Annotated in this window: 13 protein-coding genes; all 13 read left to right on the top strand. The window is 69.3% G+C overall.

The genetic code is table 11. The annotated features are described in order from the left end of the window. Positions 1-778: SDR family oxidoreductase (locus tag PHP91_RS08190; RefSeq protein ID WP_300139421.1), on the top strand; the 778-nt coding region annotated here is incomplete at its 5' end. 4 nt (positions 779-782) lie between these two features. After that, a complete protein-coding gene (locus PHP91_RS08195) occupies positions 783-1,610 on the top strand; it encodes a transketolase (RefSeq protein WP_300139423.1) in 828 nt (275 codons plus the stop codon). Next, positions 1,607-2,527, top strand: coding sequence for a transketolase C-terminal domain-containing protein (locus PHP91_RS08200; protein ID WP_300139425.1), 921 nt, complete (start codon positions 1,607-1,609; stop codon positions 2,525-2,527). The genes PHP91_RS08195 and PHP91_RS08200 overlap by 4 nt, the downstream gene beginning before the upstream one ends. 3 nt (positions 2,528-2,530) lie before the next feature. Next, a complete protein-coding gene (locus tag PHP91_RS08205) occupies positions 2,531-3,133 on the top strand; it encodes a hypothetical protein (RefSeq protein ID WP_300139427.1) in 603 nt (200 codons plus the stop codon). Beyond that, a complete protein-coding gene (locus PHP91_RS08210) occupies positions 3,130-4,149 on the top strand; it encodes an aminoglycoside phosphotransferase family protein (RefSeq protein ID WP_300139429.1) in 1,020 nt (339 codons plus the stop codon). The genes PHP91_RS08205 and PHP91_RS08210 overlap by 4 nt, the downstream gene beginning before the upstream one ends. Before the next feature lie 2 nt (positions 4,150-4,151). After that, complete coding sequence (locus PHP91_RS08215; RefSeq protein WP_300139431.1) at positions 4,152-4,823, top strand: class I SAM-dependent methyltransferase; 672 nt, start codon at positions 4,152-4,154, stop codon at positions 4,821-4,823. A gap of 34 nt (positions 4,824-4,857) precedes the next feature. Beyond that, positions 4,858-5,910, top strand: a complete 1,053-nt coding sequence (locus tag PHP91_RS08220; RefSeq protein WP_300139433.1) for a zinc-binding dehydrogenase — start codon at positions 4,858-4,860, stop codon at positions 5,908-5,910. A gap of 234 nt (positions 5,911-6,144) precedes the next feature. Further along, entirely contained in the window at positions 6,145-7,335 is a 1,191-nt protein-coding gene (locus PHP91_RS08225; RefSeq protein WP_300139435.1) for a TIGR04372 family glycosyltransferase, read from the top strand. A 274-nt stretch (positions 7,336-7,609) separates the two neighbouring features. Beyond that, positions 7,610-9,049, top strand: coding sequence for a PfkB family carbohydrate kinase (locus tag PHP91_RS08230; RefSeq protein WP_300139437.1), 1,440 nt, complete (start codon positions 7,610-7,612; stop codon positions 9,047-9,049). Next, positions 9,049-9,747, top strand: a complete 699-nt coding sequence (locus tag PHP91_RS08235) for a nucleotidyltransferase family protein (protein ID WP_300139439.1) — start codon at positions 9,049-9,051, stop codon at positions 9,745-9,747. Before PHP91_RS08230 ends, PHP91_RS08235 begins: the two co-directional genes overlap by 1 nt. Before the next feature lie 133 nt (positions 9,748-9,880). After that, a complete protein-coding gene (locus PHP91_RS08240) occupies positions 9,881-10,741 on the top strand; it encodes a sugar nucleotide-binding protein (protein WP_300139441.1) in 861 nt (286 codons plus the stop codon). Further along, complete coding sequence (locus PHP91_RS08245) at positions 10,738-11,913, top strand: class I SAM-dependent methyltransferase (RefSeq protein WP_300139443.1); 1,176 nt, start codon at positions 10,738-10,740, stop codon at positions 11,911-11,913. The genes PHP91_RS08240 and PHP91_RS08245 overlap by 4 nt, the downstream gene beginning before the upstream one ends. 177 nt (positions 11,914-12,090) lie before the next feature. Then, complete coding sequence (locus PHP91_RS08250) at positions 12,091-14,811, top strand: VWA domain-containing protein (protein WP_300139445.1); 2,721 nt, start codon at positions 12,091-12,093, stop codon at positions 14,809-14,811. Positions 14,812-14,819: the final 8 nt, after the last annotated feature.

Below are 14,819 nucleotides of genomic sequence, written 5' to 3' on the forward strand. Positions count from 1 at the left end.
GGACACCATCCCCATGGAGGGCGTGGACGCCATCATCCACCTGGCCAACGTGGCCAACGACCCCTGCGGCGACCTGAACGCCAAGCTGGTCTGGGAGGTCAACGCCCTGGCCACCATGCAGCTCCTGGAAAAGGCCATCGCCAACGGCGTGCAGAAGTTCCTGCTCGCCAGCTCCGGCAGCGTCTACGGCCTCAAGGAGGAGGACCAGGTCACCGAGGAGCTCTCCCTGGTGCCGCTGTCCGACTACAACAAGACCAAGATGATCAGCGAGCGCGTGCTGATGAGCTACGCTGACCAGATCGAATACTTCAGCATCCGCCCGGCCACGGTCTGCGGCTTCTCCCCGCGCACCCGCCTGGACGTGGCCGTGAACATGCTCACCATGCAGGCCCTGGCCAAGGGCGAGATCACCGTGCTCGGCGGCGCCCAGACCCGGCCCAACGTCCACATCCAGGACATCACCGACATCTTCATCCACTTCCTGGGCAAGGGCCGCGAGTCCACCGGCGTCTACAACGCGGGCTTCGAGAATATCTCCATCATGGACATCGCGGAGATGGTCACCGAGCGCGTCCCGGCCAAGATCACGGTCAAGCCGTCCAACGACCCGCGCTCCTACCGCCTGAATTCCGACAAGCTGCTCGCCACGGGTTTCACCCCCAAATATGGCGTGGCCGACGGCATCCAGGACATCATCGACGCCTACAACGACGGCCGCCTGGTGGACGACGACATCCACTACAACATCCGAACCATGAAAAAGCTCACGGAGATCTAGCCACATGCCCGCCACCCCGGACATCCAGGCCATGCGGAGCGCCGCGCGCGAAATCCGCAAGCAGGCCGTGCGGATGTCCCACCGTTCGCATGCGACGCACCTGGGCTCGTCCCTGTCTTGCGCGGACGTCCTGGCCGCCGCCTACTGGGGCGTGCTGCGCCTGAACCCGCAGGCCCCGGACGATCCCGAGCGCGACCGCTTCATCCTGAGCAAGGGACACGCGGCCGCCGCCCTCTTCGCCACCCTGGCGCTGCGGGGGTTCTTCCCCGTGGAGGACCTGGAGCGGTACGCCTCTCCGGGCTGCCACATGGAGGAGCATCCCTCGCCCAAGGCGGCCCCCGGCGTGGAGGCGGCCACGGGCTCCCTGGGCCACGGCCTGCCCATCGGAACGGGCATGGCCCTGGCCGCCCGCATCGCCGGACGCCCGAGCCGGGTCTTCGTGCTCATGGGCGACGGCGAGCAGAACGAGGGTTCCGTCTGGGAGGCGGCCATGTTCGCGGGCGGGCAGCGGCTCGCCAACCTGTGCGCCGTCATCGACTGCAACCGCTGGCAGGCCACGGGCCGCAGCGGGGAGATCCTGGCCCTCGAACCGCTGGCCGACAAGTGGCGGTCCTTCGGCTGGGACGCGGTCGAGGTGGACGGGCACGACGTCGGGGCCCTGGCCACGGCCATGGCCGCCACGCCGGGCGAATCCGGCAGGCCGCTGGCCATCGTGGCCCGGACGGTGAAAGGCAAGGGGGTCTCCTTCATGGAAGACGACAACAACTGGCACTACCGCGTGCCGAACGACGACGAGCTGGCCCGCGCCCTGGGCGAACTGGAGGGCGCATGAGAAACGCCTTTGTCCGAACCCTCACCGCCCTGGCCCGTGAGGACGAGCGCATCGTCCTGCTGATGGGCGACATCGGCAACCGGATGTTCGACGAGTTCAAGTCGCTCTTCCCCACCCGCTTCTACAACTGCGGCGTGGCCGAGGCCAACATGACGGGCCTGGCAGCCGGGCTGGCCCTGTCCGGGTTCCGGCCGGTGACCTACACCATCGCGCCGTTCAATTCCTACCGCTGCTTCGAGCAGATCCGGCTCGACCTCTGCTACCAGAACGTGCCGGTGGTGGTGGCCGGAGTGGGCGGCGGCCTGTCCTACGCCGGGCTGGGCGCGACGCACCATAGCTGCGAGGACATCGCCTGCCTGCGCTCCCTGCCCAACATGCGGGTCCTCTGCCCCGGCGACGCGGTGGAGGTCGGCCTCCTGCTGGAGCAGGCCGTCCGGGAGCCCGGCCCGAGCTACCTGCGCCTGGGCAAGAAGAACGAGCCGGTCATCCACCAGACCCCGCCCCAGCTCGCCATCGGCAAGGCCATCGAGCTGCGCGCGGGCAGGGACGTGATGATCCTCAACACCGGCAACACCCTGCCCGAGGCCGTGGGCGCGGCGGACCTCCTGGCCGAGGCCGGCATCTCGGCGGGCGTGGCCAGCGTGCACACGGTCAAGCCCCTGGACACGGACCTGCTGGCCCGCTGCTTTCAGACCTGCCGCCTGGTGGTCTCCATGGAGGAGCACGGCGCGGCGGGCGGATTCGGCGGGGCCATCGCCGAGTGGATGGCGGACGCAGGCCCGCAAAAGGCCCGGCTGCTGCGCCTGAACACGGGCCGGGAGTTCCTGGCCGCCAGCGGCAACCAGCGATGCGCGCGCGAGCACTGCGGCCTGACCGCGGCCACGGCGGCCGCGCGCATCCGCGAGGCCCTGGGGTAGCCCATGCGCATCGGCATCGACTTCGACAACACCATCGTCTGCTACGACCAGGTCTTCCACAAGGTCGCCCTGGAGCAGGGGCTGATCCCCGCCGACCTGCCCGCCACCAAGGAGCGGGTCCGCGACCACCTGCGGGCCACGGGCCGGGAACCGGCCTGGACGGCCATGCAGGGCCACGTCTACGGCGAGCGCATGGCCGACGTGGACCCGTTTCCCGGCGCGCTGGCGTTCTTCCGCGCCTGCCGGGAGCGGGACATCGCGGTCTTCGTCATCAGCCACAAGACCAGGACGCCCTATGCGGGCCCGCCCCACGACCTGCACGCCGCCGCCCTCGGGTGGATGGACGACCACGGCTTCTTCGACCCGGAGCGGCTCGGGCTGACCAGGGAGCACGTCTTCCTGGAGCCGACCAAGCGGGACAAGCTGCTGCGCATCGGGGCCCAGCAATGCACCCACTTCATCGACGACCTGCCGGAGTTCCTGGCCGAGGCCGAGTTCCCGGCCTCGGCGCGGCGCATCCACTTCGCCCCCAGGGGCGGGGGCGACCCGCGCTTCGACCCGGCCGCCGGGTGGGACGAAATCGCGGCGCGGCTGCTGGGCGCGTGATGCACGGTTCCGGCTCGGACCTCGAACGCCAGGCGGCGCGCCTGATGGCGCGGGCGGGACTCTCCGCCCCGCAACGCCTGGAGCCCCTGCGCGGCGGCCGCAACAACCGCGTCTTCGCCGTGCACGCGCCCGAGGGCGTCTTCTTCCTCAAGGCCTACTTCCGCCATCCGGGGGACCCGAGGGACCGCCTGCACGCGGAATTCTCCTTCCTGGAATACGCCTGGGCGCGCGGGCTGCGCACCATCCCCCGGCCCCTGGCCCGCGACGACGCCTCCGGCCTGGGGCTCTACACCTTTCTGGAGGGACGCCTGCTCGCGCCCGGCGAGGTCACGGCCGCGCACGTCGAGGCGGCCGCGCGCTTCTACGTCGGGCTCAACCCCGCCGACGGACCGGCAAGCGGACTGCCCGACGGCTCCGAGGCCTGCTTCTCCCTGGCCGCGCACCTGGAATGCGTCGCGCAGCGGGTCGGCCGACTGGCGGACGCCGCCACGGGCCCGGACTTCCGGCCGGACGCCGCCGCCTTCGTCCTGGACAACCTGGCCCCCGTGTGGGAAACGTGGCGCGACGGGACCCGCGACGCGGCCGCGCGGCTCGGCCTGTCCATGAACGCGGCCCTGCCCCCGGCGCTCCGCCGCGTCTCCCCGTCGGACTTCGGGTTCCACAACGCCCTCCTGGGCCGGGACGGCGACCTGTTTTTCGTGGACTTCGAGTACGCGGGCATGGATGATCCGGCCAAGACGGTCTGCGACTTCTTCTGCCAGCCGGACGTTCCCGCGTCCCCGGCGGCCCTGCCGGACTTCCTGCGCCGGGTCTGCGGGAACTCGCCCGACGACGCCGACCTCCCGGCGCGGGTCGAGCTGCTGCTGCCCGTCTACCGGCTGAAGTGGTGCTGCATCATGCTCAACGAATTTCTGCCCGTCAGCGCGGCCCGGCGCGAGTTCGCCGAGGGCGGCGCGCGCGCAAGGCGCGACCGCCAACTGGCGCTGGCGAAACAAACGCTTTTGCAACTGAGGTGACCATGGCTGAGATCGACTTCCTCTCCCCCCTGCACAAGGCCACGCAGCGCGACTACCTGGCGCGCGTCAACGACCCGGAATTTCCCAAGCCCAAGGCGGCCGAGCTGGCCAAGCAGTGGGGCTACGACTACTGGGACGGCGACCGCCGCATCTGCTACGGCGGCTACCGCTACATGCCCGGCCGCTGGGCCCCGGTGGCCAAGGCCATGATCGAGCACTACGGGCTCAAGCCCGGCGATCGGGTCCTGGACATCGGCTGCGGCAAGGGCTTCCAGCTCATGGAGTTCGCCCAGGCCATGGACGGCCTCGACCTGTACGGCGTCGACATCTCGGAATACGCCGTGGAGAACGCCCACCCGGAGATGAAGGACCGCATCCGCCTGGGCAGCGCCACCGACCTGCCCTGGCCCGACGACCACTTCGACTTCGTCTACTCCATCACCACCCTGCACAACCTCCACAACTACGACCTGGACAAGGCCCTGCGCGAGATGGAGCGGGTGGGCAAGCAGCACAAGTACCTGTGCGTGGAGTCCTACCGCAACGAGACCGAGAAGGCGAACCTGCTCTACTGGCAGGTGACCTGCGAGGCCTTCTGCACGCCCAAGGAGTGGGAATGGTGGTTCACCTCCACCGGCTACACCGGGGACCACTCGTTCATCTATTTCGAATAGGGCCAGCCGCCCACAGCAACGCAGCGAGGAACACATGCTCCCGATCAAGACGACCAAAGCCGCCATTCTCACCGAACTCAACGCCCCCCTGGTGGTGGACACCATCGAGCTGCCCGACGCGTTGGACTGCGGGCAGGTGCTCGTGCGCGTGCTCTACAGCGGCATCTGCGGCTCCCAGCTCGGCGAAATCCGGGGCGTGAAGGGTCCCGACAAATACCTGCCGCACCTGCTGGGCCACGAGGGCTCGGGCGAGGTGCTGGCCGTGGGCCCCGGCGTGCGCCACGTCGCCCCCGGCGACAAGGTGGTCCTGCACTGGCGCAAGGGCGACGGCATCGAATGCGCCCCGCCGCACTACACCTGGCGCGGCCAAAAGCTCAACGCGGGCTGGGTCACCACCTTCAACGAGCACGCCATCGTGGCCGAGAACCGCCTGACCCGCCTGCCCGAGGGGTTCGACCCGGAACTGGCCCCCCTGCTCGGCTGCGCGGTGACCACCGGCTTCGGCGCGGTCCAGAACGTCGCCGACCTCAAGATCGGCGAGTCCATCGTGGTCATCGGGTCCGGCGGCGTCGGCCTGAACGTCATCCAGGCCGCCGCCCTGAGCACGGCCCATCCCATCGTGGCCGTGGACCTCTTCGACAACCGCCTGGAGCTGGCCAGGGAGATGGGCGCCACCCACTGCCTCAATTCCCGGGGCATCGACCTGGCCAAGGCCGTGCGCGACATCGTCGGCCCCGCCGGGGCGGACGTGGTGGTGGACAACACCGGCAACACGGACGTCATCGCCCAGGCCTACGCCCTGACCAAGCCCCAGGGCCGGACCATCCTGGTCGGCGTGCCCGCCGCCGGGGCGGACGTGACCATCCACTCCCTGCCCCTGCACTTCGGCAAGGTCCTGCGCGGCACCCACGGCGGGGACGGCAACCCCGCGCTGGACATCCCGCGCTACGCGAACCTGACCCTGGCCGGAAAGCTCCACCTGGCCCCCCTGGTCACGGAGCGGTACGGCCTGGACGACATCAACACCGCCATCGCCCGAATGCAGAACGGCGAGGCGGCCGGCCGCTGCATCATCCGCATGGACTAGGCGGCCGGGCCGCGCCGGGGCAGCGGGCTTGACAAGCCCCTCGCCGCCGGTAGAAATATCGAATCCCCCGCAGCCGCCGCCCTCCGGCGGGGCCAGAGCGGACGGATCACATCGTCAAGAAGCCGAAGGGAGCCCGGCCGCCAGGCCCGGCTCCCCTGACAATATCCCCCTGTTTTCCCGAAGCGAAGCGGCCATGCGCCCCGGTTCCGGAGCAGGCAAACACACCGGTAGGCCATGTCCCAGTCCCAGCCCCAGTACAGAATCAATCTTCGCCGCTACCGCATCCTCTACTGGCCGTTCCTCCTGCCGGTGGCGCTGCTCATCGCCCTCTTCAACAAACTCTCCCCGGTTCCCTTCAAGATTTACGTGATCCGGGCCGACCGCGTCGGCCACCTGGTCACGAACCAGGAGAACTTTCTCTACGAGATCGAACACGGGCTGCACCCGAAGGAGTTCCGGGTCTACGTCCATCGCGACCGGCCCAGCAACGGGGTCCTGCTCGACATGCTCAAGCGGGTCATGCCGATCCACCAGGCTTTTCTGCCCCTGTTCGACGTCTGCCACAAGCTGGGCGGGCTCGGCGTCAGCTCCATGTACCTCCACCACCACCCGGGCACGGACCCCTCCCGAACCATGTTCCAGTCGCCGCCCCACCTCTCCTTCACCAAGGAAGAGGATGACGAGGCGCGCCGCCAGTGCCGCGAGCTCGGCATGGACCCGGACAAGCCCTTCGTCCCGGTCCTGGGCAGGGATTCCGCCTACCTGTCCCACATCGGCGAACCCACCGACACCAAGTCTTACCGCAACGTCGACATCAACACGTTCATTCCCGCCATGGAGTTCATCGCCAAGAGCTGTCCCGTCATCCGAATGGGCAGCGTGGTCAGGGACCGGCTTCGCACGGAACACCCGAACGTCATCGACTACAGCCTGTCCGGCAAGCGCACCGAACTGCTGGACGTCTACCTCCCGGCCAAATGCCTCTTCTTCCTGACCGTCGGCACGGGCATCGACTCCATCGCCTCCTGCGGCTTCCGGCGGCCCACCCTTTACGTAAACTACATCCCGCCCGAGATCGTGCCGATCCTGCCGGCGGGCTCCATGTGCATCCTGAAGAAGTACTGGAACGAAAACGAAAAGCGGTACATGAGCTTCCGCGAGCTCCACCGGCAAGGGATCGAATCCATGTCGCCCGACGTCCTCAACCCGCAGGGCATTTTCGTGCACGACAACACGCCCGAGGAGATTCTCGAAAGCGTGCGGGAGATGATGGCCCGGCTCGACGGCTCCTGGGTGGAGACGGAAGAGGACCGCGCCCTCCAGGCCGCCTTCTGGGAATGCGCCCGGGAGGTCTGTTCCGATCCGCAGCCCGGCCTCCGGGTCGGAGCCTCCTACCTGCGGAACAACCGGTTCTGGATCGACTGATCCCCGCCCTCCGCGCCTCCTCCGGCCTGGCGTCCAGAGGCGCGACGCCCCCCGATGAGGGAACACAGATAGCCATTGACGATATTGCGAAGGGCATGTTTATATCCGGCGGTTGCGGCGCAACGTTCCCCGCGCCGCAGCCAAACGCCGGATGAAGGCCGGGCGGGACAACGCCCGCCGGAGGCGCTCCCCGAGCCGCGTCGCAGGCCCGGGGCGGAGGCCCGCAACAGCCTCCCCCTGACCGATATTTCGCGTAACCATCCTGGATGACTGCATGACCCGAAACGATACCGTGGTCCTGGTGACCGGCAATTTCAACATCCTCCACCTGGGGCATCTGCGCCTGCTCCGTTTCGCCAAGAGCTGCGGGGACCGTCTGGTCGTCGCGGTGAACAGCGACCGCAAGTCCAACGGCGCGGCGCACGTGGCCCAGGAGCTGCGCCTCGAAGGCATCAAGTGCGCCCCGTGGGTGGACGAGGCCTTCATCTCGGACGAGCCGGACGTCGAGCTCGTCCGGGCCCTCAAGCCGGGCGTCGTGGTCAAGGGCAAGGAGCACGAGCAGCGCTTCAACCCCGAGGAGGAGGCGCTGAAGGAGTACGGCGGCAAGCTCCTGTTCAGCTCCGGCGAGGAGTCGTTCTCCTCCAACGATCTCATCCGCAAGGAATTCTTCGAGACCGCCCCGCGCACGATCAACCTGCCGCAGGAATACCTGGTCCGCCACCAGACGACACCGGCCAGGCTCGCCGCGCTGCTGCGCGAATTCTCGCGCCTGAAGGTCTGCGTGATCGGCGATCTGATCGTCGACGAATACATCACCTGCCACCCCCTGGGCATGTCCCAGGAGGAGCCGACCATCGTCGTGACCCCGGTGGACTCCAAGCGGTTCGTCGGCGGCGCGGGCATCGTCGCAGCCCACGCGGTCGGCCTGGGGGCCGAGGTGCGGTACATCTCCGTGGCGGGCCAGGACGCCACGCGCGATTTCGCCATGCAGCGCCTGACCGAGACCGGGGTTTCGGCCACCCTGCTCGTGGACGACAGCCGCCCGACCACGCTCAAGCAGCGGTTCCGCAGCAAGGGCAAGAGCCTGCTGCGCGTCAGCCACCTCCACCAGCGCCCCATCTCCCTGAGCCTCCAGAAGCGGTTCCTGGCCGAGCTGAAGCAGGCGCTGGCCGGGGCCGACGTGCTTGTGTTCTCAGATTTCAGCTACGGCTGCCTGCCCCAGTCGCTGGTGGAGCAGGCCATCGACATGGCCAGGGGCGACGCCATGATCCTGGCCGCCGACAGCCAGTCGTCGTCCCAGGTCGGGGACATCAGCCGCTTCCACGACATGGACCTGCTCACCCCCACCGAGCGCGAGGCGCGCATCAGCATGCGCAACCACGAGGACGGCCTGGTCGTGCTGGCGGAAAAGCTCCAGCAGAAGACCGGGGCGCGCAACATCATCCTCACCCTCGGCGAGGAGGGGCTGCTGGTCCAGGCCGGGCAGCCGCAGCAAGGCGACTGGCAGACCGACCGGATCGACGCGCTCAATTCCGCGCCCAAGGACGTGGCCGGGGCCGGGGACTCCCTGCTCATCACCAGCGCCATGGCCCTGGCCTGCGGCGGCTCCCTGTGGGAGGCCGCGTGCCTGGGCTCCCTGGCGGCGGCCATCCAGGTGGGACGCGTGGGCAACACCCCGCTGCTCACCGACGACCTGATGCGGGAAATGGCCTGATGCGGGCGATACTGCTGGCGGCGGGGTTCGGCACCCGGCTCAGGCCCCTCACCGACACCATCCCCAAATGCCTTGTGCCCATCAACGGGCGACCGCTCCTGGACATCTGGCTCGACAACCTCAGCCGCGCCGGGATCGGCCCCTTTCTGGTCAACACCCACTACCTTTCGGAACAGGTCGAGGCCTACGTGCGCGGCAGCCGGTTCCGGAACGCGGTGACGCTGGTCCACGAGCCGACGCTGCTGGGCACGGCGGGCACGCTGCTGGCCAATGCGGATTTCCTGGACGGCGGGGACGGCCTGCTGCTCCATGCCGACAACTACTGCAAGCCCGATTTCGCCGCCTTTGCGGCGGCCCACCGCGCCCGGCCGCAGGGGTGCGTGATGACCATGATGACCTTCCGCACAGCCACGCCCTCCTCCTGCGGCATCGTGGAGCTGGACGAACGCGGCGTCGTGGTCGGATTTCATGAGAAGTCGGCCACGCCCCCCGGCAACCTGGCCAACGGGGCGATCTACCTCCTGTCGGACGAGATGCTCCGTATCCTCCGGGCCGATTACGGGGACGCCGCCGACCTGAGCACGGAAATCCTCCCCCATTTCGTGGGGCGGATCTTCACCTACGAAACCTCGAGCTTCTTCCTCGACATCGGCACCCCCGCGACCTATGCCCAGGCGCAGCGGGAAGGAGCGGACTGAGGCGGGGAACCGGACCGGAACTTGACGCCCCATTGCCCGGCACGTATATTTTTTTTCCTTTAATTTCTAGCCGAACGGACTTAGCGCCCATGGCCGACTTCCCCAACGAGCCACGCGCCCCGGAAAAACGCTGATGCAACGCAAGCGCCCCCTGGTCGTCGGAGCCGACGGCACCATCGCCGCCGCGCTGATCCGCGCCCTTGAGGCGCGGGGGCAGCGCCCCCTGGCCACCACCCGGTCGGGCCGTCCCGGCACCCTGCGCCTGGACCTCACCGAGGACCTCGACGCCTGGACGCCGCCGGCGGACGTGGGGACGGTCTTCCTCTGCGCGGCCCTGACCTCCACCGCCCTGTGCCGGACGGAGCTGGACATGGCCCGGCGGGTCAACGTGGACGCGCCGGCCCTGCTGGCCCGGCGCGTCGCCGACGCCGGAGGCCGGGCCTTCTTCCTGTCCACCAACCTGGTTTTCGACGGCTCGGTTCCGGCCCCGGCCCCGGACCGGCCGGTATGCCCGCGCACGGTCTACGGCCGTCTCAAGGCCGACGCCGAGGCGCGAATCCTGGCCCTGGGCGAAAGCGGCTGCGTCCTGCGGCTCTCCAAGGTGATCCAGCCCGGCTTTCCCCTGTTCGCCTCCTGGCTGGCCGAGCTGCGCCGGGGCAAGACCATCTCCCCCTTCGCCGACATGCGCATGGCCCCGGTCTCCCTGGACCTCGCCGTCCGCGCCATCGTCGGCCTGGACCAGGGCGGCCGCGCCGGAATCCGGCAGCTTTCCGCCCCGGACGACATCAGCTACGCCAGGGCCGCATCGCTGCTCCGCGAGGCCGCGCACGCCCCCGGACGCGTACGGCCCGAAAGCTGGAAGACGCGGCTCCCCGACCTGGAGCACGTCCCGGACCATACAACCCTCGACAGCTCCCTGGCCGCCGGGGAACTGGGGTTGACCATCCCCGCGTCGGAAGCGGTGGTCGCCCGCGCCGTGAAGGAACTGCAATGACCCGCCCGACCACCTGCCACAACTGCGGCCACAACGGCCTGGAAATTTACCAGCAATTCGAAAAGCTTGGCCTCGTCACCTCCGACTGCCGCCCCTGCCGGGGAACGCTGCGCCTGGCTCGTTGCCCCGAATGCGGCCTGTTGCAAAAGCTTGTGGACCAGGATTTTTCCGACACCTGCACGCTCATCTACGACCAGTACGACGCCTACCACCAGGCCGGGGGACAGGAGCAGCAGACCTATTCCGACGACGGCCAGGGGTGCGCGCGCTCCCGCAAGCTGCTCGAAGGCGTCCTGGATCATTTCCCCCTCCCGGACACGGGACGGCTCCTCGACGTGGGCTGCGGCAACGGCGTGCTGCTCCGCTCCTTCGGGACCCTGCGCCCCTCCTGGCGGCTGCACGGCCTCGACCTGAACGACCACGCCCGCGAGCAGGTCCTGTCCATTCCTGGCGTGGAGGCCTTTCACGCCTGCGACCTGGACGCGGTGCCCGCCGCCTTCGACGCGCTCTCCATGCTGCACTGCCTGGAGCACGTGCCCGACCCGGTCGCCTTCCTGCGCAAGTGCATGGACCGGCTGGCGGCGGGCGGCCTGCTCCTGGTCCAGGTGCCGGACTTCACGGCCAACCCCTTCGACCTCGTCATCGCGGACCACTGTTCCCATTTCGAGCCCGCCACGCTGCGCGAGGTGGTCCGCCGGGCCGGCTTCGAGATCGTGGTCCTCAGGCAGGGGCTCGTGCCCAAGGAACTGACCCTGCTCGCCCGCAGGCCCGCCCCGGAAGCCCAGGCGGCCGTCGCCATGGACACCGCCCCCGCACCCGGCCTGCCGAAGCGGGCCGACACGGCGCGCATCGCCGACGCCCTGGCCTGGCTGGCCGCCCTGCTCGACCAGGCGCGGGACCTCTGCCGTGAGCCTCTGGGCGTCTTCGGCACGTCCATCGCCGGCATCTGGCTTCTCGGCCAGCTCGGCGACGGGCTGCGCTTCTTCGTGGACGAGGACGTCAACCGCGCCGGGCGCACCCTGTTCGGCAAGCCCGTCCACCTGCCCGCCGACGCCCCGGCCGGGAGCCGGGTGCTCGTCGCCCTGCCCAGCTTCATCGCCGAAAACGTGGTCCGCCGACTGCGGGAAGCGGGGCTCGACCCGACGCCGCCGCGGCACTTCCCTGGGCCGTAGGCCGCCGGGATCACGGCGGCGCGCCCTCCCCGTTTTCTCCTTCTCCTCTTCCGCCCGGCCATTCCCGGCCCGGCGCCTTTACTCCCGCTTCCGCCTTTCCCCGTCCGGACGTTGTGCCGAACCCGGAAATCGTGCTACGGAAAAGTAAACTTCCCATCCGAACCCCTGGGGGATCGCATGAAACGAGCGCTTTTCCGCACCATGGCAGTTCTGTTGGCGTTGGCCGCCCTTCCCGCCCTGGCCGAAACGGCCGTCCTGACGCCCGGCATCGACCCGCTGGGGGACATGGCCGCCTACACCAGCACGCGGCGGGTCAAGAACGCGAGCACGGAGATCGAAATTCCTGTCGGCGACGGAGTCCAGGTCGTGCTGGTCTCCGGCGACACCTGGTATCTGAGCCAGGATCGGGACGACGGGCCGGAGGCGATCCGGAAACAGCTCCTGGACTACGCCAAGGCCAGCGGGGCCAAGGTCCTGCGGCCGGGCCCGCGCTACGTGGTCCTGACCAGGGACGACGGCGACGCGGTCTGGTGGTGCCTGGCGGACGTGGAGTCGCGGCTGGACCTGACCGTGGTCCGGGCGCTGCGCCTCGACCTTGGCAGGCCCCTGACCTTCGCCATGGGCCAAGGCGGGCTGGCCGAGGTCCGCTTCCACGCCGTCAATCCGGGCGGGAAGTTTCGCTCCCTGACCGTCTCCGCGCCCTCGGGCGAATACACGGTCGAAGCCGCGCAAATCATGCAGTCCGGGGCGTACAAGCGGACCGTCAACGGCAAGTGGTACGTCAACGCGGGACGGGCCCCGCGCCAGGTCATCGACACCCTGCCCCAGGAGGCGGGGACCTGCGCCTTCACCCTGTCCACCAATGCGGACGCCCCGCTCACCGACGTGGTGCTTGAGCTCGTCGAGCACCCCTACCCCGTCCCCAAGGTGGAGATGGGCGAAAAGCTCGGCGCGCTGCGCATCAAGAACGTGCCCTACGGCCTGGCCAGGATCGTGCCGAGCACGGCCTTCGGCGTCATCTACTCCGAGCACCCGGAGCTGGCGGGCGGCCAGTCCTTCGAGAACGGCGACGCCACACCCGAGGGCGACGCCTACTTCCTCATGCCCGCCGGGCTGTGGCAGGTGGCGGTCCAGCCCGAGCTGAACACCGCGGCCTCCAGCGTGAGCGCCCATCTCGTCCCGGTCCATTCCGGCAAGGAGACCGTGCTCGACTGGCCCCTGGCCATGACCAGCGTCTTCGGCGCGGACGCGGACAGCGGCCTGGCCGTCAACTCGGTCAGGCGCAACGGGGCCGAGGTGGACGTCACATTCTCCCTCCAGGGGCCCGAGGCGGCCACGGCCGCGCCCACCACGGAGACCCTCGCCATCCGGGAGAGCGGCGCCCCGGCCAAGGTCCTGTCGGTCAAGCGGACCAGGATTCCGCTCGACATCGTCCTGCTGGTGGACTCCTCCGGCTCCATGAAGGGCCAGATGGACAAGGCCCTCGCGGCCACGCGCACCTTCATCGAGGCCCTGCCGGACGACGCCAAAGTCCGCGTGGTGGACTTCGACACCACGCCCCGCCCCCTGAACGGGACGACCAAAACCGCGGCCCTCCAGGACATCGCGGGGATCAAGGCCAACGGCGCGACCTGCCTGAACGACGCGGTCCTCCTCGGGCTCCAGATGCTCGGCGGGGCCGAGCGGCCCGCCCTGCTCCTGTTCACCGACGGGTTCGACGCGAATTACAACGACACCGGCCCCGGCAGCCAGGCAACCAAGGAGGACACCCTCCAGGCCGTGAGCAAGGCAGGGATTCCGATCTACACCATCGGCTTCGGCAAGGGCCACGACCTCGACACCCTGGACCGCCTGGCCTCGCTCTCGGGCGGGCGCTACTACGCGGCCAGCGACCCCGCCGCCCTGGGCGACGCCTTCGCGGTCATCAACTCCAGCCTGAGCAACACCTTCACCGCCCGCTACGCCCGGCCGGCAAGGGGCCGCCCCTCGGACGCGCCCGTGGTGACCTGCGTGGTGGACGTCAGCGGCTCCATGGACACCACCCCGGACAAGGACGGCTGCGACTACCGCATCGACAAGGTCAAGACCGTCCTCCACGACTTCTACACGGCCCTGCCCGCCAACGTGCTCGGCCAGGTCATGAGCTTCGAGGACGACATCTACATCAACCAGGTGACCACGGACAACGTGGCCGCCATCCTGGCCGGGATCAACGACCTGACCGCCGGGGGCGGCACCAACATAGCCGGGGCCGTGGAATCGGCCCTCAAGACCCAGGCGGCCATCCCGTCCAGCAAGCGCTACATGGTCTTCCTCACCGACGCCGCCCTCCAGGTGGACGGCGAGGCCAAGCTCCGGTTCGACACCACCCTGGCCAAGCTCAAGGACGAGGGGGTCTACTGCCTGTGGGTGGGCATCGGCGCGCTGGACGAGACGCCCTTCCGGCACGCGGCCGAGGTCTCGGGCGGCGGGTACATCCTGACCGAGTCGCCCGACGCCCTGGGCCAGGCCTTCGCCGAGCTGGCCGCCGACATCCGCGAACCTGCGGCCAGGGGCAAGGAGGTGAACACCCTCATCGAGCTCACCCTCAAGTACCGCGAGCCCTCGGGGCGGAACGTCTCCTTCGCCAACGCGGCCCAGGCCGTCCTGCCCGAGGTCGCCGCCGGCGACACGGTGGAGCTGCCGGCCTCCATCGGCTACGCCGTGCGCCCCCTCAAGGAGCGCTACGACCCGGACGTGGCCGCCCTGGTCACCGGCGACAGCGTGCCCGTGCGCGACGCCAAGATCGGCAAGCGCATCCCCATCGACGTCTCGGGCGGCAACAAGGCCGCCACCCTCAGGGTCCGGGAGGCGTACTTCATGAGCCTGCTGCGCGGCGTGCAGGCCCCGTCCGGCTAACGGTTCCT

Origin of the sequence: Pseudodesulfovibrio sp. (assembly GCF_028692895.1) — a bacterium.
In the GTDB taxonomy this organism is placed as follows: Bacteria; Desulfobacterota; Desulfovibrionia; order Desulfovibrionales; family Desulfovibrionaceae; genus Pseudodesulfovibrio.